Genomic DNA, 21,776 nt, shown 5'->3' on the forward strand with positions numbered 1-21,776 from the left:
AGCGGCCCCTCAGAATATCGCGTTTCATTATGCGGAACCGATCAGGATCAAATATTGCGTCAGGTCATTTTTAACCAGAATTCGCCAATATCATTAATCTTTGTGATGATTTCTGAGGGAAATAACGCTGTCATCACAGGGTCATTTGTCGCTATCATGATGAAAAACGCGGCATCTGGGCCGGATCGGCTTTCAATTCCGGCATTCAGCGTCTATCATGCGCGCTCGAAAAATTTCCATTGGCGTAACTGGTTTGAGCTTCATTTGATCAGCGGGCATCCCGCAAGCTCCGGCAGTCTTTTCCAGTTGCGGTTCTATCTGCATTAGCCCACGGGATAGAGTAATACGATAAATGACTGAGACATCCTCTCCGACTCCCCTTGTTGAACTGCATGCCCTGAGCAAAGCGTTCGATGGCAAAACCATCATTGCCGATCTCGAACTGGCGATTAACCACGGCGAATTCCTCACCATTCTCGGCCCCTCCGGCTGTGGCAAAACCACGGTGCTGCGCCTGATCGCTGGTCTTGAAGACGCCGATTTGGGCCGCATCGTGCTCGACGGCCAGGACATCACCGCCATTCCGGCCGAACATCGCCACGTCAACACCGTGTTTCAGAGCTATGCCCTGTTTCCGCACATGTCGGTGTTCGACAACGTCGCCTTCGGCCTGCGCATGCAAAAGGTGCCGGCGGCGGAACTGACGCCGCGCGTCGAAGAGGCGCTGCGCATGGTGCAACTGGATGCGTTCGCCCAGCGGCGGCCGGGCCAGCTCTCCGGCGGCCAACAGCAACGCGTGGCCATCGCCCGCGCCGTGGTTAACAAGCCGAAGGTGCTGCTGCTGGACGAATCGCTCTCGGCGCTGGACTACAAGCTGCGCAAACAGATGCAGAACGAGCTGAAGGCGCTGCAGCGCAAGCTGGGCATCACCTTCGTGTTCGTCACCCACGATCAGGAAGAAGCGCTGACCATGTCGGATCGCATCGTGGTGATGCGCGAAGGCCGCATCGAGCAGGACGGCACGCCGCGTGAGATCTACGAAGAGCCGAAGAACCTGTTCGTCGCCAGCTTCATCGGCGAGATCAACATTTTCGACGCGGTGGTCTTGCAGCGCCTCGATCCGCAGCGGGTGCGCGCCAACGTCGAGGGCCGCGAGTGCGACATCTATGCCGATCTGCCGGTAGAGCCGGGCCAAAAGCTGAAGGTGCTGCTGCGCCCGGAGGATCTGCGGGTGGAAGAAGTGAACGACAGCGCGCAGCACGACGGGCTGATCGGCTACGTGCGCGAGCGCAACTACAAAGGCATGACGCTGGAGTCGGTGGTTGAGCTGGAGAGCGGCAAAACGGTGATGGTCAGCGAGTTCTTCAATGAAGACGATCCGGACGTCGACCACTCGCTCAACCAGAAGATGGCGGTGACCTGGGTTGAAAGCTGGGAGGTGGTGCTGGCCGATGAAGAAATCGCGTAAAGTCTTCCAGAATGTGGTGATCGTCGGCGTCGTCGCCTGGCTGTTGCTGTTCGTGTTCATGCCGAACCTGATGATCATCGCCACCAGCTTCCTGACCCGCGACGACGCCAACCTGGTGCAGATGGTGTTCACGCTGGACAACTACCGGCGCTTGTTCGACCCCTTGTACGCCCAGGTGCTGCTGCACTCGCTGAACATGGCGCTGATCGCCACCCTGTGCTGCCTGGCGATCGGCTATCCGTTCGCCTTTATCCTGGCGCGGTTGCCGCAGAAGGTGCGGCCGCTGCTGCTGTTTCTGCTGATCGTGCCCTTCTGGACCAACTCGCTGATCCGCATCTACGGCCTGAAGCTGTTTCTCAGCACCCGCGGCTATCTCAACGACGCGCTGCTGTGGATCGGCGTCATCGACAAGCCGCTGCGCATCATGTACACCTCGGAAGCGGTGATCCTCGGCCTGGTGTATATCCTGCTGCCGTTTATGGTGATGCCGCTCTACTCCAGCATCGAAAAGCTCGATAAGTCCTGCCTGGAGGCGGCGCGCGATCTCGGCGCCAGCAAGCTGCAGACCTTTATCCGCATCATCGTGCCGCTGACCATGCCGGGCATTATCGCCGGCTGCCTGCTGGTGGTGCTGCCGGCGATGGGGCTGTTCTTCGTCGCCGATCTGATGGGCGGCGCCAAGAATCTGCTGATCGGCAACGTGATTAAAAGCCAGTTCCTCAATATCCGCGACTGGCCATTCGGCGCGGCTACCAGCATCTGCCTGACGCTGGTGATGGGGCTGTTGCTGCTGGTCTATTACCGGGCCGCCCGTCTGTTGAACAAGAAGGAGGATCTGGCATGATCGGACGTCTGCTGCGCGGCGGCTTTATGACGCTGGTATACGCCTATCTGTATATCCCGATCGTCATCCTGATCGTCAACTCCTTCAACGCCTCGCGTTTCGGTATCAGTTGGCAAGGAGCCACCACCAAGTGGTACAGCACGCTGCTCAACAACGACAGCCTGCTGCAGGCCGCCGGCCATTCGCTGACCATGGCGGTGCTCTCCGCCACCTTCGCCACGCTGATCGGCTCGCTGACCGCGGTGGCGCTGTACCGCTACCGCTTCCGCGGCAAGCCGTTCGTCGGCGGCATGCTGTTCGTGGTGATGATGTCGCCGGACATCGTGATGGCCATCTCGCTGCTGGTGCTGTTCATGCTGCTGGGCATTTCGCTCGGCTTCTGGTCGCTGCTGTTCTCGCACATCACCTTTTGCCTGCCGTTCGTGGTAGTGACCGTCTACGCGCGCCTGAAAGGGTTCGACGTGAAGATGCTGGAAGCCGCGCGCGATCTCGGCGCAAGCGAGTTCACCATTCTGCGCAAGATCATTTTGCCGCTGGCGATGCCGGCGGTGGCGGCCGGCTGGCTGTTGAGCTTCACCCTGTCGATGGACGACGTGGTCGTCTCCTCCTTCGTCACCGGGCCGAGCTACGAGATTTTGCCGCTGAAGATCTATTCGATGGTGAAAGTCGGCGTCTCGCCGGAGGTCAACGCGCTAGCCACCATTTTGCTGCTGCTGTCGCTGGTGCTGGTGATCGCCAGCCAGTGGGTGATGCGCGATCGCTCGCCCAAGGCCGAATAACCCTTCCCGCCGGGCGCTGTGGCGCCCGGTTGTGATCCCCTTCACAACCGGCACCGGTTGTCATCCACTGACCATCGGTGCCTATTTCCGCCCCGCCGATTGCAGCGGCGAAAACTTCCCCCTATAACTGAACCCAGGCAAGGTGCCTTATTTTTTTCTCGCTTCCAGGGAGTTTATTCAGCAACGTCGTCATCCATTAAAATATAAAAAGGAACTGCCATGAAAGGTATTATCGATAATATCTTAAGCAAGCTGCAGCTTTTCTCCAAAGCCATGATGGGGCCGATATTTTTCCTGCCGGTAATCGGTCTGATTCTGGCGCTCAGTTCTATTCTCACCAATGCCACATTAATCAATGAACATTCTGCCATCTTCACTATCGGTAAAATGATCGGCGATACCTTCTGGCCGTTATTCGGTAATCTCGGGCTGATTTTCTGCATCGGCATTACCTACGGCCTGGCCAAAGACAAAAAAAGCGAAGCGGCGCTGGTCGCGGTGATGTGCTTTATCATGTTCCTCGGCGCCAATTCGTCTTATCTGCAGCTCAGCGGCCACGTCGCGACCAAGATCAACGGCGAATATTACGGCACCGGGCAGACGGAACTGCTGGGCTTTACCGTGGTGGATATGGGCATTTTCCTCGGTCTTATCCTCGGCGTCACCCTCGCCTGGGTGCACAACCGCCTGTGCAACGTCGAACTCAACGGCGTGTTTTCGGTCTATGGCGGCGCCAAGCTGGTGCTGATCGCCATGACGCCGATCATCATGCTGTACGCCGTCGCCTTCAGCTACCTGTGGCCGGCCATCTCGCAGGGCCTGATCGCGCTGACCGGCTTTATGAAAAGCTCCGGCTCGCTCGGGGTATTCGTCTACGGTTTCTTCGAGAAATTCCTCATCCCCACCGGGCTACACCACTTTATCTGGTCGCCGTTCCAGCTCACCAGCATCGGCGGTTCAATCGTGCAGGACGGCCAGACCGTCTCCGGCTCGCAGGCGATTTTCCTGGCCTATATGCGCGACCCGAGCATCTCGCCGCTGATGAACGAGGCGCTGCGCTTCTCGCAGCAAGGGATGGTAACCATCTTCGGCCTGCCGGGCGCGGCATTGGCTTTCTATCACACCGCCAAACCGGAAAAGAAAATGCTGGCCAAGGCGATTCTGATCCCGGCCATCACCACTTCGATCCTGGTCGGTATCACCGAGCCTATCGAGTTCACCTTCCTGTTTATCTCTCCGCTGCTGTGGGTGATCCACGCCGTGTTGACCGCGCTGTCGCAGGTGGCCTGCAATCTGTTCCAGGTACGCCCTTGGGGCGCCAGCGGGCTGGTCGAGTTCCTGGCCTACAACCTGCCGCTGCCGGTCTCCCTCACCCGCTGGCCGCTGTATGTGGTCATTGGCCTGGTGCAGTTCGCGGTGTATTACCTGGTGTTTAAAACGCTGGTGCTGAAGCTCAATCTGAAGACGCCGGGCCGCGAAGATGATCAGGACGTCAAACTCTACTCCAAACAGGATTACCGGAACCGCAAAAATACCCCGGACGAGCCGAGCGGCATCATTATTCGCGCGCTGGGCGGCAAGGAAAACATTATTTCCGTCGATAACTGCTTTACCCGGCTGCGGGTGGAATTAAAGGATATGGCGCGGGTGGATGAGGCCGCGTTGAAAAGCACCGGCGCCAAAGGCGTGGTGAAGAATCGCCGTGAAGTCCAGGTAATTTACGGCGTCACGGTCGGCAAGGTCAAAAATCAGGTAGAGAAATATTTAGCGGCACTCTAACGCTTTATTAATGGGAGATATCGAATGAAATTAACCGTTCTCGGCGGCGGCGGCGTACGTTCCCCGTTCCTCGCCAAATCCATTGCCTATAACGCCCATCGCATCGGCATTACCGAAGTGGTGTTTATGGATACCGATGAGCGCCATCTGGCGATCTACGGCGCCCTCGCGCAGGGCGTGTTCCAGCGCATTCGCGACGACATTGCTTTCAGCCTCAGCAGCGATCCGCGCCAGGCACTGCAAGGCGCCGACTACATCATCACCACCCTGCGCATTGGCGGCGAGGAAGGCCGCATCCATGACGAGCGCATCGCGCTCAATCACCAGTTGCTCGGGCAAGAAACCACCGGCGCCGGCGGCTTCGCCATGGCGATGCGTTCGATTCCGGCGATCCTCGATTATTGCCGCCTGATCGAGCAGCTTTCCTCGCCGGACGCGGTCTTGTTCAACTTCACCAATCCTTCCGGCATGGTGACCGAGGCGATCATCAAATCCGGCTTCCAGCGCCGGGTCTACGGTATCTGCGACGCCCCCAGCGAGTTCATTCGCGAACTGGCCGAGCTGCTGGGCTGCCGCGAAGACCAACTGAGCGTCGATTGCTTCGGCCTCAACCATCTTTCCTGGTTCCGCAATGCGCGCGTCAACGGTGAGCCGGTCACGGAACGGTTGCTGGCGGATCCGCGCTTGTATCGCGAAACCTGCATGAAATACTTCTCGCCGGAGCTGGTGGCGCTGTCGGACAACCTGATGCTCAACGAGTATCTCTACTATTACTACTACCGTGAGCAGGCGATCGCCGCCATCGTCGAGGGCGGCGAGACCCGCGGCGAACAAATCGCGGCAATCAATCGCCAAATGCTGTCGGCGTTGGGCGAGCTGGACATCCCCCGTCAGTTGGAACACGCCTTCTCTGTCTACTTCAGCCATTACCTGCAGCGCGAAAACTCCTACATGCAGCGCGAGTCCAACCAGGGCAAGGTGAAAACGCGTGAGATGCTGACGCTGCAACAGTTTATCGAACAGCCGGACAGCGGCGGCTATGCCGGGGTAGCGATCGACATTCTGGAGGCGGTCAACAGCGGCCGGCAAAAACGCGTGGTGGTATCGATGCAAAACCGCGACACGCTCGATTTTCTGCACCCGGAAGACGTGATCGAAATCAGCTGCGAATTGAGCAGCGCTGGCATTCAGCCGGTCAAAATGCGCGATATTCCCGACACCCAGAAAAACCTGATTTCGCAGGTGAAAGAGTACGAACGGCTGGCGGTGGCGGCGATCCTGACCGGCAACCGCCAACTGGCCATCAAGGCGCTGATGGTACACCCGCTGGTCAACTCCTACTCGCTGGCGAAAACGCTGGTGGAGGAGTACCTGCAGGCCCACCGTCAGTATGCCGTGCACTGGCGCTAAGCGATGCGGCGCGGCCGTCAGCGGCCGCGTCGTTCAAACCAGGCGGTGATCACATTCTCGAATCCCAACAGACAGTGGCCGAAAAACGGGTTGGGATAGTAGATATCGTGATCGTATTTTTGCCGGTCCTCAAACAGAAAGGTCATGTCGGCCTGCTGCGCCAGCGGGCTGTCGCCGTCGCCGCAGAAAGCCGCCAGCAGAATGCGGTTACGCTTCACCGCCTCGCCCCAGCTCAGCGCCGAGCCGCTGTTGCCCGACTTTGAAATCACGATCACCATATCGAAGCGAAAGCGCGTCTCACGGTCAAGAATGTCGAAATCCGGCCACAGCGACAGGTAACTGTCTACGCCCAGCGTCATAAACTTGTTGTACATATACTGCGCCACCAGCTGCGAAAAACCGCTGCCGTGGATCAGGATTTTGCCGCTGTCGAGCAGATCGAGAAACTGCGCCTGCTGGGCCGGCGGTGCCGCCGACGTCACGCGTTCCGCCTGGTAGGCCGGCGCCATCGTCAGGTTAAATTTGATGAAATAGACCAGTTCGAGATAGCCGCGAAAGCCCAGCTTTTTGGCCAGCCGCACCAGCGTTGAGGGGGAACTGTAGCAGCGTGTGGACACCGCGCGGATGCCGTCGTCGATGCAGGCGTCCGGATTGTCGAGAATGCAGTGCAAAATCGTCAGATCCGTCTTGCTGAGCTCCGCCTGGCTGAAGACCTGTTTGAAATTCATCGCCGCCCTCGTTTATTCGCCAAAATTATTGTTTCGCACGCGCTTCACCGCCTGTCCAGCGCGAGACAATCAAATTGTGATGCACTTTAAGCCGCCAAACCCCTTGATTTGCCAGCGGGATAACCGCCTTTACCCACCTCACCCCGGCCCCTATAATGGCCCCTTTCTGGGGTATGGCGCGGCCGCCAAACGGTTTGCCCATACGGGTTCGGCTCACTACTGCTGAAGGATACGCTGCATGAAAAAGTGGTCACATCTGCTCGCAGCCGGGATGATGGCGCTGAGTTTCTGCTCTGCAAACGCCTCTGACGGCAAGACACTGTACTTCTATAACTGGACTGAATACGTCCCGCCGGGGCTGCTGGAGCAGTTCACCAAGGAAACCGGCATCAAGGTGATCTACTCCACCTATGAATCCAACGAAAGCATGTACGCCAAGCTGAAGACCTACAAAGACGGCGCGTACGATCTGGTGGTGCCTTCCACTTACTTCATCGCCAAGATGAGCAAGGAAGGCATGCTGCAAAAAATCGACAAGAGCAAGCTCAGCCACTTCAAGGATCTCGATCCTACCCTGCTGAACAAGCCGTTCGATCCTAACAACGACTATTCCATTCCTTACATCTGGGGCGCTACCGCCATCGGCGTCAACAGCGACGCGCAGGATCCCTCTACCGTTACCGCCTGGGCCGATCTGTGGCAGCCGCAGTACAAAGGCCGCCTGCTGCTGACCGACGACGCGCGCGAAGTGTTCCAGATGGCGCTGCTCAAGCTGGGCTATTCCGGCAACACCACCGACCCGAAAGAGATCGAAGCCGCCTATCACGAACTGCAGAAATTGATGCCGAACGTGCTGGCCTTCAACTCCGACAACCCGGGCAACCCGTTTATGGAAGGGGAAGTCAACGTCGGTATGGTGTGGAACGGTTCGGCCTTCGTGGCGCGCCAGGCCGGCACGCCGCTGGAGATCGTTTGGCCGAAGGAAGGCGGGATCTTCTGGATGGACAGCCTGGCCATTCCGGCCAACGCGCGCAACGTCGAGGGGGCGCTGAAGCTGATAGACTTCCTGCTACGGCCGGAAATCGCAGTGCAGGTGGCGGAAACCATCGGTTACCCGACGCCGAACCTGGCGGCGAAGAAGCTGCTGTCGCCAGAGATCGCCAACGATAAATCACTCTACCCGGATAAGGCGGTGATTGAGCACGGCGAGTGGCAAAACGACGTCGGCGACGCCAGCACGCTGTACGAAAGCTACTTCCAAAAGCTGAAAGCCGGGCGCTAACACGCCCCGCCATCCCATCAGGGCGCGCAGTGCGCCCTGATGCCTTTCTCAGGGCCTGTCGGCCCGCGCCACCTTGCCCACCAGGAACTTGTGCACAAAACGCGGTACCACTTCGCTGGCAAGACCGTAGTGTTTCTCGTCGAACTGGCTCTCTACCTGGCTCGGTTCCAGGTTCAGTTCCATGGCGTAGGCGCCGCCCAGCCGCGCCTCATGCACGAAGCCGGCCGCCGGATAGACGTGGCCGGAGGTGCCGATGGCGACGAAGAAATCGGCCTTGCTCAGCGCCTGGTAAATGTCGTCCATGCCCAGCGGCATCTCGCCGAACCACACCACGTGTGGCCGCAGCGGCGCCGGGAACTGGCAGCAGTGGCAACGGTCGTCAACGCTGAGATCGCCGGGCCATTCGAACACCTGGCCCGACTGGGTGCAGCGCACCTTCAGCAATTCGCCGTGCATGTGCAGCACCCGCTTGCTGCCGGCGCGCTCATGCAGGTTATCGATGTTTTGCGTGACCAACAGGAAGTTGTCCCCCAGCCACTCTTCCAGGTCCGCCAGCGCACGGTGCGCGGCGTTCGGGGCGATCTCTTCCGTCTGCAGCTGGCGGCGGCGTTCGTTGTAAAACGCCTGCACCAGCGCCGGATCGCGCTGAAAACCTTCCGGCGTGGCGACGTCCTCCACCCGGTGCTCTTCCCATAGCCCATCCGCGGCGCGGAAGGTGCGAATGCCCGACTCGGCCGAAATGCCGGCCCCGGTCAACACCACCACAAACGGCTTTTTCAGCTCGGCCGCCGCCATGGTGTCACGGTGAAAAATGCGTGAACGAAAGCGCTGATGCAGCACATGCTTACTCTTGCGAAACTGACACAGCCGATGGCGAGTGTGCATTAACTCTCTCCTTACTTTTCCCTGTTGACCAAATTGAGGAACGCTGCGCCGCGCACGCCGCCGGCGTCGCCATAGCGCGCCTTCTCGATGCGCGGCAGCCGGGCCACCCGCAGCAGGTGCGCCGGCAGCCGCTGCGGCAACGCCTGGTAAATGGCGTCGAAGTTCGACAGCCCGCCGCCGATCACCACCAGGTGCGGATCCAGCACCGTCAGCAGGTTGCCCAGGCAGATCGCCAGCACGTCCATAAAGCGGTCGACGTGGGCCACCGCCTGCGGCTCACCCGCCTGATAATGCGCAATGATCTCGGTGGCAGGCAAGTGCCGGCCATAGAAATGGGCGTACATCCATTCGAAACCGCGGCCCGATATGTAATTTTCAATGCAACCCTGATGGCCGCACCCGCAGGCAACGCGAGGCACATCACGCCCCAGCACCTCGAGCGCGTCCACCGGCAGGCGCAAATGGCCGAACTCGCCGGCGATATAGTTGCGTCCAGGCACCGTCTTGCCGTCGACGATCAGCCCGCCGCCAACGCCGGTGCCGAGGATGATGCCCAGCACCGTCGGGTAGCGGCGAAACTCGTCGTCCCAGGCCTCCGACAGCGCAAAGCAGTTGGCGTCGTTATCGACCCGCACCTCGCGCCCGATCAGCGCCGCCAGATCGCGCGGCAGCGGTCGCCCCATCGCCGCCGGCACGTTGGCGGTAAACAGCGTGCCGTCATCATCGTTGGGCAGGCCTGGGATGCCGATGCCGACGCTGCCGCGCCGGCCGCAAAACGCATCCGCCTCAAGGGTCAGATCGCACAGCGTGGCCAGCAGTTGCCGGTAATCCTCACGCGGCGTCGGCACCCGCTTTTGCCAAATGCGCTGCAGGCGGTCGTCGAATACCCCCAGCTCAATCTTGGTGCCGCCCATATCGAAACCGTAGTACATAACCCATCCCCAGGCTAAAAAAACGGGGCGGCATCGCTGCCTCCCCGTGGGTTTTATTGTCCGCTCAGCACCCGCGCCGGATCGATGCGGCTGGCACGCCTGGCCGGATACCAACTGGCCAACAGGCTCAGCACGATGGCGGTCGCCAACACGATCAGCACATCCAGCCAGTGCAGCTCGGAAGGCAGGAAATCGATGAAGTAGATATCGCCCGACAGGAAGGAGTGGCCGACCAGTTTCTCGATGCCCCGGATGATGTTGGTCAGCTGCAGCGAGGCGATCACCCCGATCACCACGCCGCTCAGGCTGCCCAGCAGCCCGGCCAGCAGCCCATACCAGATGAAGATGGCGCGGATAAAGCCGTCTTTGGCGCCCAGGGTGCGTAGCACCGCAATGTCGGCGCTTTTGTCTTTCACCGCCATCACCAGCGTGGAGACAATGTTGAAGCAGGCTACGCCGATCACCAGCACCATCGCCAGATACATGATGGCGCGGATCATCTGGATGTCGCGGTACATATAGCCGTATTTGCCGATCCAGCTCTTGATGTAAATGTAGGCGTTGGTCACTTCGCCGGCGTCGCGCACCAGTTTGTTGGCGGCGAACACGTCGTTCATCTTCAGCGCGATGCCCGTGACGCTGTCACCCATGTCGAGATACTGCTGCGCGTCGGCCAGTGGCACCAGCGCCAGGCTGTGATCGAGCTGGCCACTGAGCTGCAAAATGCCGGTCACGTGCAGACGAATGCGCTTTGGCTGCAGCAGCTTCATTTCCGGGTCGCTGTTGGGGATCATCACCGTCACGTAGGCGCCCTGCTTGACGCCCAGCGCGTCGGCCACGCCCCTGCCGAGGATCACCTGCTGCTCGCCGGGCTTGAAGTTGGCCCAGGCGTCGCCCTGCACATACTGCGGCAGCGCGCTCAGCCGGCTTTCCTGCTGCGGATCAACGCCCTTGACTTCCACCGCGCGCAACTGTGCGCCGTTCTCCATCAGGCCGGTAAAGTTGATGTACGGCGCGGCGGCCACAATGCCCGGCACCTTTTCCACCCGCTGCAGAATCGACGGCCAGCCGCTGAACGGCTGATTGACCGGTTCGAGTTCGCCGTGCGGCACCACCGCCAGAATGCGGTTCTTCAGCTCGCGCTCAAAGCCGTTCATCGCGCTCAGGCCGACGATCAGCACCGCTACCCCCAGCGCAATGCCAATGGTGGAGATGACCGAGATCAGCGACACCATGCCGCCGCGTTTACGGCCGCGGCTGAAACGCAGGGCCGTCAGGAAGGACAGTGAGGCTCCCGCCATTACTCGGCCCCCATCAGGGTCAGCTGCGCCTGCAGGTGGCCGTCGGCCATTTCCAACTGGCGGCTCAGACGCTTGGCCAGCTGCAGATCGTGCGTCACCACCAGGAAAGCGGTGCCCTGACGCACGTTCAGCTCGCCCAGCAGATCGAAGATGCTGTCCGCGGTGCGTTTGTCCAGGTTACCGGTCGGTTCGTCCGCCAGCACCAGCGCCGGATTGTTAACCAGCGCACGCGCGATCGCCACGCGCTGACGCTCGCCGCCGGAGAGCTCTGACGGGCGGTGTTTGCTGCGTTTTTCCAGCCCGACCGCCGCCAGCATCTCCCGCGCCTTCTCCTGCGCCTGCGCCGGCTTGGCGCCGCCGATCAGCAGCGGCATGGCGGCGTTTTCCAGCGCGGTGAAGTCCGGCAGCAGATGGTGGAACTGATAGATGAAGCCCAGTTGGCGGTTGCGCAGCTCGGCCTTGGCCGCCGAAGACATGGCGTTCAGCGATTCGCCCTTGAAAATCACCTCGCCGGAGGTCGGTGAGTCCAGCCCGCCCAGCAGGTGCAACAGGGTGCTCTTGCCGGAACCCGAGCTGCCGACGATCGCCATCATCTCGCCCTGCTGCATGGCAAAGCTGACGTTGCGCAGCACGTCGGTGTGCAGATTGCCTTCCTGATAGGTCTTGCACAGGTTGTCACACTGCAGCAAAAGATGGTTACTCATAACGTAAAGCCTCAGCGGGTTGTACGGCGGCAGCGCGCCATGAAGGATAAAGCGTGGACAACAGGGAAACCGCCATCGCCACCACGGCGATGATCGTCACCTGCAGCGGATCGACCGCCACCGGCAGCGAAGCGCCGTCGATCAAGGCGCCGAGGATCGGCATCAGGTTATTCAGGTTGGTGGCCAGCAGCACGCCGAGCAGCGTGCCAAGCAGCGAACCGATGATGCCGGCGCTGGCGCCCTGCACCATAAACACCGACATGATCTGGCGGCGAGTCAGCCCCTGGGTCTGCAGAATGGCGACTTCACCCTGCTTTTCCATCACCAGCAGGCCGAGCGAGGTAATGATGTTAAACGCCGCCACCGCCACGATCAGGCTGAGCAGCAGCCCCATCATGTTCTTCTCCATGCGCACAGCCTGGAACAGCTCGCCCTTGCGATCGCGCCAGTCCTTCCAGACCGTGCCCGCCGGCAACGGCTGTTGGCTGAGGGTATCGACCGTCAGCGGCTGTTGCAGGAACAGTCGCCAGCCGGTGATGTTACCTGCCGGGTAGCGCATCAGGCGCGAAGCGTCCTGTTGGTTGACCAGCAGCTGATAGCCGTCCACCTCGCTGTTGGCGTGGAAGGTGCCGATGAGGGTGAACAGACGCTGGCTGGGAATGCGGCCCATCGGCGTGAACTGGCTGGCGCTTGGCACCATCACGCGCAGCGAATCGCCGCGCTTGACGCCGAGTTGCCCCGCCAGCTGTTCACCGATGATGATGTTGTACTGGCCCGGCTGCAGCTGTTGCTGCTTGACGTTGACCAGGTACGGGGTCAGCGGATCGGCTTCGTCGGGATTGACGCCGAGCATCACCCCGACCGCTACGCTGCGGGCGCTTTGCAGCACCACGTCACCGGTGGTCAGCGGCGCGACGCGCGTGACGCCCTGCAGCTTCTGCACCTCGGAGGCCGGCAGCTGCTGCGGGTTGACCGATCCTTGCGGACTGGTGACCAACGCCTGCGGCATCAGGCCGAGGATGTTGTTCTCCAGATCCTTTTCGAATCCGTTCATCACCGACAGCACGGTGACCAACGCCATCACCCCCAGCGTAATGCCGATGGTGGAAAGCCAGGAAACAAACCGTCCGAAGCGGTCTGAGGCTCGCCCGCGCATGTAGCGCAGGCCAATGAATAACGCGACAGGTTGATACATGAAATCCGTTTGATAGCCGTGGCTTAAGCAAAGTGATCATGGATAATAAAGGCTCTCCCTCGTTTAGGGAACACCCGACGGCCTTTTATTGCGTGGCGCAGAGGAGCGCGACGGCGGCAGATTAGCGCAATATTGACCCGCCGCCGTAAAAAATCGACGGCGTCAACCGGTTAAATAACCGGCAAAAAAGCGATGGGCAGCGCTTTTTGCTGTGTCAGTTTGCCGGCTGCTGGGCTACTATAAACAGCATAAAGGCGCAGGGTTATCCGTGCCGGGACGCCCTCTAACACATTGATTAAAGATACCTGAATGAGCACTTCCGATAACCGTAACCGTTCTTCATCCCCCCGTTATTCTCTGCCCGATCGCGCGGGCGATCTGCGCCAGCTGGGGCAACTGACCGGCGCGGCCTGCGCCGTGGAGTGCGCCGAGATCGTCGAACGCCACCCAGGCCCGGTGATGCTGATCGCGCCGGACATGCAAAACGCCCTGCGGCTGCGCGACGAGATCCAGCAGTTCACCGACCAGATGGTGACCACGCTGTCCGACTGGGAAACCCTGCCGTACGACAGCTTCTCGCCGCATCAGGAAATCATCTCGGATCGTTTGTCGAGCCTGTATCACCTGCCGACCATGGCGCGCGGCGTGATCATTTTGCCGGTCAACACCCTGATGCAGCGCGTCTGCCCGCATGAGTTCCTGCACGGCCACGCGCTGGTGATGAAGAAAGGCCAGCGCCTGTCGCGCGACAAGCTGCGCGCGCAGCTGGAACAGGCCGGCTACCGCAGCGTCGATCAGGTGATGGAGCACGGCGAATTCGCCACCCGCGGTGCGTTGCTCGATCTTTACCCGATGGGCAGCGATGAGCCTTACCGCATCGACTTCTTCGATGACGAAATCGACAGCCTGCGCATCTTCGACGTCGATAGCCAGCGCACGCTGAGCGAAGTCGAGGCCATCAATCTGTTGCCGGCCCACGAGTTCCCCACCGACAAGAACGCCATCGAGCTGTTCCGCAGCCAGTGGCGCGAGCAGTTTGAGGTGCGTCGCGACGCCGAGCACATCTATCAGCAGGTCAGCAAAAGCGCCTGGCCGGCCGGCATCGAATACTGGCAGCCGCTGTTCTTCAGCCAACCGCTGCCGTCGCTGTTCAGCTACCTGCCGGCCAACACGCTGATCGTCAATACCGGCGATCTGGAGGGCGCCGCCGAGCGCTTCTGGCAGGACGTCAATCAGCGTTATGAAAGCCGCCGCGTCGATCCGATGCGCCCGCTGCTGGCGCCGGACACGCTGTGGCTGCGCGTCGACGCGCTGTTCGGCGAGCTGAAGGCCTGGCCGCGCATCGCGCTGAAAACCGATGAGCTGCCGGCCAAGACCGGCAATACCAATCTGGATTACCATACCCTGCCCGATTTGGCGGTGCAGGCGCAGCATAAATCCCCGCTGGATAATCTGCGGCGCTTTATCGAAGGCTTCGACGGCAGCGTGATTTTCTCCGTCGAGAGCGAGGGGCGGCGTGAAACGCTGCAGGATCTGCTCGGCCGCATCAAGCTGGCGCCGACGCTGATTCAGCGCCTCGATCAGGCGGAAACGGCGGGCCGTTACATGATGGTCGGCGCCGCTGAACACGGCTTCCTCGACGGCCTGCGCCAGCGGGCGCTGATCTGCGAAAGCGATCTGCTCGGCGAACGCGTCAGCCGCCGCCGGCAGGACAACCGGCGCACCATCAATACCGATACCCTGATCCGCAACCTGGCGGAACTGCATCCCGGCCAGCCGGTGGTGCACCTGGAGCACGGCGTCGGCCGCTACGTCGGCCTGACCACGCTGGAGGCCGGCGGCATCAAGGCCGAGTACCTGATCCTCTCCTACGCCGGTGAGGACAAGCTGTACGTACCGGTTTCTTCGCTGCATCTGATCAGCCGTTACGCCGGCGGCGCAGACGAAAACGCTCCTTTGCACAAACTGGGCGGCGACGCCTGGACGCGTGCACGGCAGAAAGCGGCCGAGCGGGTGCGCGACGTGGCGGCCGAGCTGCTGGATATCTACGCCCAGCGCGCCGCCAAGGCCGGTTTCGCCTTCAAACACAACCGCGAACAGTATCAGCTGTTCTGCCAGAGCTTCCCGTTCGAAACCACGCCGGATCAGGAACAGGCGATCAACGCGGTGCTGAGCGACATGTGCCAGCCGTTGGCGATGGATCGCCTGGTGTGCGGCGACGTCGGCTTCGGCAAAACCGAAGTGGCGATGCGCGCCGCCTTCCTGGCGGTGGAAAACGGCAAGCAGGTAGCGGTGCTGGTGCCGACCACCCTGCTGGCACAGCAGCACTTCGACAACTTCCGCGATCGCTTCGCCACCTGGCCGATCCGCATCGAGATGATGTCGCGCTTCCGCAGCGCCAAAGAGCAGCAGCAGGTGCTGGACGACGCGGCCGAAGGCAAGGTGGATATCATCATCGGCACCCACAAGCTGTTGCAGAGCGATCTGCGCTGGAAAGACCTGGGGCTGCTGATCGTCGATGAAGAACACCGCTTCGGCGTGCGCCATAAAGAACGCATCAAGGCGATGCGCGCCGACGTCGATATCCTGACGCTGACCGCCACGCCTATCCCGCGGACCCTGAACATGGCGATGAGCGGCATGCGCGATCTGTCGATCATCGCCACCCCGCCGGCACGCCGCCTGGCGGTGAAAACCTTCGTGCGCGAATACGACAGCCTGGTGGTGCGCGAAGCGATCCTGCGCGAAGTGTTGCGCGGCGGCCAGGTTTACTACCTCTATAACGACGTGGAAAACATCGAGAAAGCGGCGCAGCGCCTGGCTGAGTTGGTGCCGGAAGCGCGCATCGCCATCGGCCACGGCCAGATGCGCGAACGCGATCTGGAACGGGTGATGAACGATTTCCACCACCAGCGCTTCAACGTGCTGGTGTGCACCACCATCATCGAGACCGGCATCGATATCCCCAGCGCCAACACCATCATCATCGAGCGCGCCGATCGCTTCGGCCTGGCGCAGCTGCACCAGTTGCGCGGCCGCGTCGGGCGTTCGCACCACCAGGCTTACGCCTATCTGCTGACGCCGAACCCGAAAGCCATGGGCACCGACGCTCATAAACGGCTCGAAGCCATCGCATCGCTGGAAGATCTCGGCGCCGGTTTCGCGCTGGCGACCCACGATCTCGAGATCCGCGGCGCCGGCGAACTGCTGGGCGAAGACCAGAGCGGCCAGATGACCACCGTCGGTTTCTCGCTCTACATGGAGCTGTTGGAAAGCGCCGTCGATGCGTTGAAAAACGGCCGCGAACCGTCGCTGGAAGATCTCACCAGCAGCCAGACCGAGGTGGAACTGCGCATGCCGGCGCTGCTGCCGGAAGATTTCATTCCCGACGTCAATACCCGTCTTTCGCTGTACAAGCGCATCGCCAGCGCGAAGAACGACGGCGAGCTGGATGAGCTGAAGGTCGAGCTGATCGACCGCTTCGGCCAGTTGCCGGACGCGGCGCGCAACCTGTTGCAGTGCGCGGCGCTGCGCCTGCATGCGCAGAAGCTGGGCATCAAACGCATCGAGAGCAACGAGCGCGGCGGCTTTATCGAGTTCGGCGACAACAACCGCGTCGACCCCGGCTATCTGATCGGCCTGTTGCAGGGCAATCCTCAGGTTTACCGTCTGGACGGCCCGAGCAAGCTGAAGTTCACGCTCGATCTGGCCGATCGCCAGAAACGCCTGACGTTCACCGAGGAGCTGCTGAACGCCTTCCGCGAACACACGCTGGCGGCCTGAGTCAACGCCTCTCGCCTTTACGGCGGGGGGCGGATTATTCGCGCGTGAAACCGGCACCCAGCGGCGCCAGCTGCATTACGCGGCTGGTCACCACCCGGTTTTTGCCGCTGCGCTTCGCCTCATACAACGCTTCGTCGGTCATGGCGATCGCCTTGTCCAGCGTCATGCCGGGCAGATACAGCGATACGCCGATGGACAGCGTGATGTGTGCTTCATCGTGGGCGTTCAGCAAGAACGTCGAACTCGCCACCGCGCTGCGAATACGCTCCGCCACCCCGCCGATGACCTGCGGATCGTAGCTGGCGGTGATCACCATAAACTCCTCGCCGCCGTAACGCCCGACAAAGTCCTCGTTGCGCACGCTGTTTTGCAACAGCCGGCCGACGCTGGCCAGCAGCACGTCGCCGGCCGGATGGCCGTAGGTGTCGTTGATCTTTTTGAAGTCATCCAAATCGAGGATCATCAGCCCGCAGGGGCGGCGTTCGGCGCGCTGCAGCATCAGGTGATAATCGACGCTGGCGCGGTTGTTGATATGGGTCAGGCTGTCGGTGGTGGCGCGTGCGCGCATCGCGAAATAGGCGTAGATATGGCGTTCTTTGAAATTCAGCGCATGGTAGCAAATCGCCAGGCAGAGCGCGGAAACCGCCTGGTACAGCAACACGTCCAGCCACAGCCCGCTCATGTCCACCAGCAGCCACACCACCGCAATGCGATACAGCGCGATAGCGCCGATCGTCAGATAAAACACCCAGTGGGATTTCTTCAGCCACACCCGCGACAGCAGCAGCGGCACCAGGATTGAGGCGATAAACAGGTTATCGACGGTGAAACCGCCGGTCAGCGCCATGGCGAACAAAAAGCTCACCAGCCCGCTGACGCCGCCGCCAAAGAACGTCACCAGGATCATCGGGATCATCGCAAAGCTGTAGTGCACCTTATCGGTCAGCTCCAGCCGGTCCTGGCTTAGATAGAGCACCGCCACCCCGGCCAACAGGCCGAATACGACGCGCTTCCACAGCGCAGAACGGTAGGAGAACGGCGCGTTTTTACTGAGAACGAAATAGCTTACCGACAGCGTGGCGTAGGTGATGCAGGCGTCGCTGTAAATGGCGGGAATGGACGCAATGTAGGTCATAAATAGTCAGCGCGCTCCTCGGGATCGCCAGGGGTTGATGTGCAGACGTTGAATAACGTATCCCTGTCGTCTCCGCTTCGGCGGCGGCTATTTTACACAGTCTATTAATAGAGTAGCAGTTCTATCTTATCGCCAAGCCGTCTATCTCACGATGCGCGCTTCAGGCTACTCTGTGCTTTGTGTTATCGGGGGAGAACCGCATGAATATCGACGATGAACTGCAGGCGCTCAGCGAACAGGAAGCGACGCTGGCTTTTACCCATTTTGACGCCGCCACCGCCTGGGAGCTGGGCGCGGCGCTGAAAACCGCCGCCGAGCGGCGCGGCCTGAGCATCGCCATCGAGATCCAACTGGCCGGGCAAACGCTGTTTTATTACGCCATGCCGGGCGCCACGCCGGACATTGCCGACTGGGTGCGGCGCAAGCGCAATCTGGTGAACCATTTTCACAAAAGCTCTTACGCCATCGGCCTGCGCCTGCAGCAGCGACAAACGTCGCTGGAGGAACGCTACGGGCTGAGCGTGCGCGACTATTCGGTGCACGGCGGCGCCTTCCCGCTCACCCTAACCGGCCTCGGCTGCGTCGGTAGCATCAGCATTTCCGGTGCGCCGCAGAAGGACGATCACCAGCTGCTGGTGAGTACTTTAGCGAATTTTCTCGGCTTATCCCTGCCCGAACTCCACTAGCCGTTGAAACCTCGACTATTCCTTTCCTTTTCAGCCGCAGAATCTGCGGCTGACTTATCTGTTATCGGTATTTAGCGCCAAACAAAAGGGCGACTCTCTGATTTCCTGCGCCAAATTGACACAGGTCTGGTAATCCGCTGAACAAAAGGCGTATGGTATCTGTCACGTGACAAGACGGACCTCATCGGGCCCGCCATTCCTTTCACTTTTGAAGATTTGGTACGCACCGTAGATGAAAACGCATGAAATAAACAAAATTCGCCCCTTCAGCGCGCTGATAGACGCCTGCTGGCGGGAACCTTATAGCCTGGCGCGGTTGCTGAAAGACGCTATCGCCGGGGTGACGGTCGGTATTATCGCCATCCCGCTGGCGATGGCGCTGGCGATCGCCAGCGGCGTGCCGCCGCAGTACGGCCTGTACACCGCCGCCATCGCCGGCATCGTCATCGCCGTCAGCGGCGGCTCGCGCTACAGCGTCTCCGGCCCCACCGCCGCCTTCGTGGTGATCCTGTATCCGGTTTCGCAGCAGTTCGGCCTGGCCGGCCTGCTGGTCGCCACGCTGATTTCCGGGGTGTTTCTGCTGCTGATGGGGCTGGCGCGCTTTGGCCGGCTGATCGAGTACATTCCGCTGCCGGTGACGCTCGGCTTTACCTCCGGCATCGCCATCACCATCGCCACCATGCAGATCAAGGATTTCTTCGGCCTGCAGCTGGCGCACACGCCGGAAAATTACGTTGGCAAGCTGTACGCCCTGCTGCAGGCGCTGCCGACGCTGGATTTCGGCGATACCCTGATCGGCGCGGTGACGCTCTTGATCCTGATCTTCTGGCCCAAGCTCGGCCTGCGGGTGCCTGGCCACCTGCCGGCGCTGCTGGCGGGCACCGCGCTGATGGGGCTGCTGGCGCTGTTTGACCACCCGGTGGCAACCATCGGCTCGCGCTTCAGCTACCTGCTGGCCGATGGCAGCAGCGGCCAGGGCATTCCGCCGATCCTGCCACAGCTGCTGCTGCCCTGGGATCTGCCGGGCGGCGGCGGGCAGCCGTTCACCCTGAGCTGGCAAACCGTTTCCGCCCTGCTGCCGGCGGCGTTTTCGATGGCGATGCTCGGCGCGATCGAATCGCTGCTGTGCGCCGTGGTGCTCGACGGCATGACCGGCAAGAAGCACAACTCGAACAGCGAACTGCTCGGCCAAGGTGCGGGCAACATCATCGCGCCGTTCTTCGGCGGCATTACCGCCACCGCCGCGATTGCCCGTTCGGCGGCCAACGTGCGCGCCGGCGCCACCTCGCCGGTGTCCGCCATCATCCACGCGCTGCTGGTGCTGTTGGCGCTGCTGGTCTTGGCGCCGTGGCTCTCTTACCTGCCGCTGGCGGCGATGGCGGCGCTGCTGCTGATGGTCGCCTGGAACATGAGCGAGGCGCACAAGGTAATTTACCTGCTGCGCCGGGCGCCGAAGGACGACATTCTGGTGCTGCTGCTGTGCATGTCGCTGACGGTGCTGTTCGATATGGTGATCGCCATTACCGTGGGTATCGTGCTGGCATCGCTGCTGTTTATGCGCCGCATCGCCCGCATGACGCGGCTGAGTGAGCTGAGCGCCGACGGCGGCCGCTTGGTGCTGCGGGTGAACGGCCCGCTGTTCTTCGCCGCCGCCGAGCGCATCTTTACCGAACTGTTGGCGCGCAGCGAAAGTTATCGCACGATCGTGCTGCAGTGGGATGCGGTGCCGGTGCTCGACGCCGGCGGCCTGAGCGCACTGCGGCGCTTTATCGACGTGCTGCCGGCGGACAAGAAATTGGTGATCACCGACGTGCCGTTCCAGCCGCTGAAAACCCTGGCGCGCGCGCGGGTGCAGCCGATCGAGGGCCGCTTGCAGTTCTTCCCGACGCTGCCGGAAGCGCTGGCGGCCACCGGCACCTAAACGTCAAAAAGCCCGACGAGTCGGGCTTTTTTTTATGGCGATGAGCGCTTAGTTGCTGGTATCCAGCTCCGGGAAGCTCTTCACCAGGTCATCGATGGCTTTCATCTGCGCCAGGAACGGCTCCAGCTTGTCCAACGGCAGCGCGGACGGGCCGTCGCACTTGGCGTTTTTCGGATCCGGGTGCGCTTCGAGGAACAGGCCGGCCAGGCCAACCGCCATACCGGCGCGCGCCAGCTCGGCCACCTGAGCGCGGCGGCCGCCGGACGCGGCGCCGAACGGATCGCGTGTCTGCAGCGCGTGGGTCACGTCGAAGATCACCGGATGGCCGCCGGTCACGTTTTTCATCACGTTGATGCCCAGCATGTCGACCACCAGGTTGTCATAGCCAAAGTTGCTGCCGCGATCGCACAGGATCACCTGGTCGTTGCCGCCCTCTTTGAACTTGTCGACGATGTTGCCCATCTGCCCCGGGCTGACGAACTGCGGCTTCTTGACGTTGATCACCGCGCCGGTTTTCGCCATCGCTTCCACCAGATCGGTCTGGCGCGCCAGGAAGGCCGGCAGCTGGATCACGTCAACCACTTCGGAAACCGGCTGCGCCTGCGCCGCTTCATGCACGTCGGTGATGATTTTCACGCCGAAGGTTTTTTTCAGCTCTTCGAAGATCTTCATCCCTTCTTCCAGGCCCGGACCGCGGTACGAGTGGATGGAAGAACGGTTGGCCTTGTCGAAAGAGGCTTTGAATACGTAAGGGATGCCCAGTTTTTGCGTCACGGTGACGTAGTGTTCGCAGATGCTCATCGCCAGATCGCGCGATTCCAGCACGTTCATACCGCCAAACAGCACAAACGGCAGATCGTTTGCTACGTCGATATCGCCAATGCTAACCACTTTCTGTTTCATGCTTTCGCCTTTGTTAAGGTTGTAACCGTCGCCTTGAAAAC

General features: G+C 61.1%; 18 protein-coding genes. 10 read left to right on the forward strand and 8 right to left on the reverse strand.

The features are described from left to right. Window positions 1–54 precede the first annotated feature (54 nt). The 6 genes from ACYF6X_RS10230 to ACYF6X_RS10255 all read left to right on the forward strand — a co-directional run bounded on the left by ACYF6X_RS10230 (window position 55) and on the right by ACYF6X_RS10255 (window position 6,280). On the forward strand, window positions 55–327 hold the full coding sequence (locus ACYF6X_RS10230) for a hypothetical protein (RefSeq protein ID WP_127146169.1): 273 nt from the start codon (window positions 55–57) through the stop codon (window positions 325–327). A gap of 25 nt (window positions 328–352) precedes the next feature. Beyond that, complete coding sequence (potA, locus tag ACYF6X_RS10235; RefSeq protein WP_107226928.1) at window positions 353–1,468, forward strand: spermidine/putrescine ABC transporter ATP-binding protein PotA; 1,116 nt, start codon at window positions 353–355, stop codon at window positions 1,466–1,468. Continuing rightward, the gene (potB, locus tag ACYF6X_RS10240) at window positions 1,452–2,312 is read left to right on the forward strand and encodes a spermidine/putrescine ABC transporter permease PotB (RefSeq protein ID WP_063989600.1); all 861 of its coding nucleotides are present in this window, start codon (window positions 1,452–1,454) and stop codon (window positions 2,310–2,312) included. Before potA ends, potB begins: the two co-directional genes overlap by 17 nt. Continuing rightward, window positions 2,309–3,091 carry a spermidine/putrescine ABC transporter permease PotC gene (potC, locus tag ACYF6X_RS10245; RefSeq protein ID WP_047727722.1) on the forward strand — a complete coding sequence of 261 codons (783 nt, stop codon included), beginning with the start codon at window positions 2,309–2,311 and terminating at the stop codon, window positions 3,089–3,091. Before potB ends, potC begins: the two co-directional genes overlap by 4 nt. Before the next feature lie 219 nt (window positions 3,092–3,310). Then, the gene (locus ACYF6X_RS10250) at window positions 3,311–4,870 is read left to right on the forward strand and encodes a PTS transporter subunit EIIC (protein ID WP_130017932.1); all 1,560 of its coding nucleotides are present in this window, start codon (window positions 3,311–3,313) and stop codon (window positions 4,868–4,870) included. Window positions 4,871–4,894: 24 nt separating this feature from the next. Beyond that, on the forward strand, window positions 4,895–6,280 hold the full coding sequence (locus ACYF6X_RS10255) for a family 4 glycosyl hydrolase (protein WP_063989598.1): 1,386 nt from the start codon (window positions 4,895–4,897) through the stop codon (window positions 6,278–6,280). A 17-nt stretch (window positions 6,281–6,297) separates the two neighbouring features. Here the strand turns inward: ACYF6X_RS10255 and ACYF6X_RS10260 are convergent, their stop codons facing one another. Beyond that, window positions 6,298–7,008 carry a MurR/RpiR family transcriptional regulator gene (locus tag ACYF6X_RS10260; RefSeq protein ID WP_063989597.1) on the reverse strand — a complete coding sequence of 237 codons (711 nt, stop codon included), beginning with the start codon at window positions 7,006–7,008 and terminating at the stop codon, window positions 6,298–6,300. A 238-nt stretch (window positions 7,009–7,246) separates the two neighbouring features. Here ACYF6X_RS10260 and potD point away from each other — a divergent pair, with 238 nt between their 5' ends. Beyond that, the gene (gene potD / locus ACYF6X_RS10265) at window positions 7,247–8,290 is read left to right on the forward strand and encodes a spermidine/putrescine ABC transporter substrate-binding protein PotD (protein WP_033633291.1); all 1,044 of its coding nucleotides are present in this window, start codon (window positions 7,247–7,249) and stop codon (window positions 8,288–8,290) included. 48 nt (window positions 8,291–8,338) lie between these two features. Here the strand turns inward: potD and cobB are convergent, their stop codons facing one another. From cobB to lolC, 5 genes are read right to left on the reverse strand one after another with little or no spacing between them, the layout of a single operon-like run. Next, window positions 8,339–9,175, reverse strand: a complete 837-nt coding sequence (gene cobB, locus ACYF6X_RS10270; protein WP_015377583.1) for a Sir2 family NAD+-dependent deacetylase — start codon at window positions 9,173–9,175, stop codon at window positions 8,339–8,341. Between the two features lie 11 nt (window positions 9,176–9,186). Next, a complete protein-coding gene (gene nagK / locus ACYF6X_RS10275) occupies window positions 9,187–10,107 on the reverse strand; it encodes an N-acetylglucosamine kinase (RefSeq protein ID WP_063989595.1) in 921 nt (306 codons plus the stop codon). Between the two features lie 53 nt (window positions 10,108–10,160). Continuing rightward, a complete protein-coding gene (gene lolE / locus ACYF6X_RS10280) occupies window positions 10,161–11,408 on the reverse strand; it encodes a lipoprotein-releasing ABC transporter permease subunit LolE (RefSeq protein WP_063989594.1) in 1,248 nt (415 codons plus the stop codon). Next, window positions 11,408–12,112: a lipoprotein-releasing ABC transporter ATP-binding protein LolD gene (gene lolD, locus ACYF6X_RS10285; protein WP_004941120.1), complete on the reverse strand. Its 705-nt coding sequence runs from the start codon at window positions 12,110–12,112 to the stop codon at window positions 11,408–11,410. The genes lolE and lolD overlap by 1 nt, the downstream gene beginning before the upstream one ends. Next, window positions 12,105–13,307 (reverse strand): lipoprotein-releasing ABC transporter permease subunit LolC, encoded by a 1,203-nt coding sequence (gene lolC, locus ACYF6X_RS10290; protein ID WP_130017931.1) that lies wholly within the window; start codon window positions 13,305–13,307, stop codon window positions 12,105–12,107. Before lolC ends, lolD begins: the two co-directional genes overlap by 8 nt. A 309-nt stretch (window positions 13,308–13,616) precedes the next feature. On the opposite strand from lolC, the gene mfd reads away from it, so the two are divergent. After that, on the forward strand, window positions 13,617–17,090 hold the full coding sequence (mfd, locus tag ACYF6X_RS10295; RefSeq protein WP_130017930.1) for a transcription-repair coupling factor: 3,474 nt from the start codon (window positions 13,617–13,619) through the stop codon (window positions 17,088–17,090). A 34-nt stretch (window positions 17,091–17,124) separates the two neighbouring features. Here the strand turns inward: mfd and ACYF6X_RS10300 are convergent, their stop codons facing one another. Further along, window positions 17,125–18,225, reverse strand: coding sequence for a GGDEF domain-containing protein (locus tag ACYF6X_RS10300; RefSeq protein ID WP_130017929.1), 1,101 nt, complete (start codon window positions 18,223–18,225; stop codon window positions 17,125–17,127). Window positions 18,226–18,425: 200 nt separating this feature from the next. Here ACYF6X_RS10300 and ACYF6X_RS10305 point away from each other — a divergent pair, with 200 nt between their 5' ends. Together ACYF6X_RS10305 and dauA are read left to right on the forward strand one after the other, a co-directional pair. Next, complete coding sequence (locus ACYF6X_RS10305; RefSeq protein ID WP_063989590.1) at window positions 18,426–18,911, forward strand: heme-degrading domain-containing protein; 486 nt, start codon at window positions 18,426–18,428, stop codon at window positions 18,909–18,911. Between the two features lie 232 nt (window positions 18,912–19,143). Further along, a complete protein-coding gene (dauA, locus tag ACYF6X_RS10310; protein WP_130017928.1) occupies window positions 19,144–20,832 on the forward strand; it encodes a C4-dicarboxylic acid transporter DauA in 1,689 nt (562 codons plus the stop codon). A gap of 48 nt (window positions 20,833–20,880) precedes the next feature. On the opposite strand, the gene kdsA is transcribed toward dauA, so the two are convergent. Beyond that, entirely contained in the window at window positions 20,881–21,735 is an 855-nt protein-coding gene (gene kdsA, locus ACYF6X_RS10315) for a 3-deoxy-8-phosphooctulonate synthase (protein ID WP_038872048.1), read from the reverse strand. Window positions 21,736–21,776: the final 41 nt, after the last annotated feature.

It is taken from the genome of Serratia sp. ID 25-353, assembly GCF_054792795.1.

Coding starts and splice junctions, on each gene's coding strand:
- potA (WP_107226928.1), top strand. CDS start 353: ATGACTGAGACATCCTCTCCGACTCCCCTTGTTGAACTGCATGCCCTG.
- potB (WP_063989600.1), top strand. CDS start 1,452: ATGAAGAAATCGCGTAAAGTCTTCCAGAATGTGGTGATCGTCGGCGTC.
- potC (WP_047727722.1), top strand. CDS start 2,309: ATGATCGGACGTCTGCTGCGCGGCGGCTTTATGACGCTGGTATACGCC.
- ACYF6X_RS10250 (WP_130017932.1), top strand. CDS start 3,311: ATGAAAGGTATTATCGATAATATCTTAAGCAAGCTGCAGCTTTTCTCC.
- ACYF6X_RS10255 (WP_063989598.1), top strand. CDS start 4,895: ATGAAATTAACCGTTCTCGGCGGCGGCGGCGTACGTTCCCCGTTCCTC.
- ACYF6X_RS10260 (WP_063989597.1), bottom strand. CDS start 7,008: ATGAATTTCAAACAGGTCTTCAGCCAGGCGGAGCTCAGCAAGACGGAT.
- potD (WP_033633291.1), top strand. CDS start 7,247: ATGAAAAAGTGGTCACATCTGCTCGCAGCCGGGATGATGGCGCTGAGT.
- cobB (WP_015377583.1), bottom strand. CDS start 9,175: ATGCACACTCGCCATCGGCTGTGTCAGTTTCGCAAGAGTAAGCATGTG.
- nagK (WP_063989595.1), bottom strand. CDS start 10,107: ATGTACTACGGTTTCGATATGGGCGGCACCAAGATTGAGCTGGGGGTA.
- lolE (WP_063989594.1), bottom strand. CDS start 11,408: ATGGCGGGAGCCTCACTGTCCTTCCTGACGGCCCTGCGTTTCAGCCGC.
- lolD (WP_004941120.1), bottom strand. CDS start 12,112: ATGAGTAACCATCTTTTGCTGCAGTGTGACAACCTGTGCAAGACCTAT.
- lolC (WP_130017931.1), bottom strand. CDS start 13,307: ATGTATCAACCTGTCGCGTTATTCATTGGCCTGCGCTACATGCGCGGG.
- mfd (WP_130017930.1), top strand. CDS start 13,617: ATGAGCACTTCCGATAACCGTAACCGTTCTTCATCCCCCCGTTATTCT.
- ACYF6X_RS10300 (WP_130017929.1), bottom strand. CDS start 18,225: ATGACCTACATTGCGTCCATTCCCGCCATTTACAGCGACGCCTGCATC.
- ACYF6X_RS10305 (WP_063989590.1), top strand. CDS start 18,426: ATGAATATCGACGATGAACTGCAGGCGCTCAGCGAACAGGAAGCGACG.
- dauA (WP_130017928.1), top strand. CDS start 19,144: ATGAAAACGCATGAAATAAACAAAATTCGCCCCTTCAGCGCGCTGATA.
- kdsA (WP_038872048.1), bottom strand. CDS start 21,735: ATGAAACAGAAAGTGGTTAGCATTGGCGATATCGACGTAGCAAACGAT.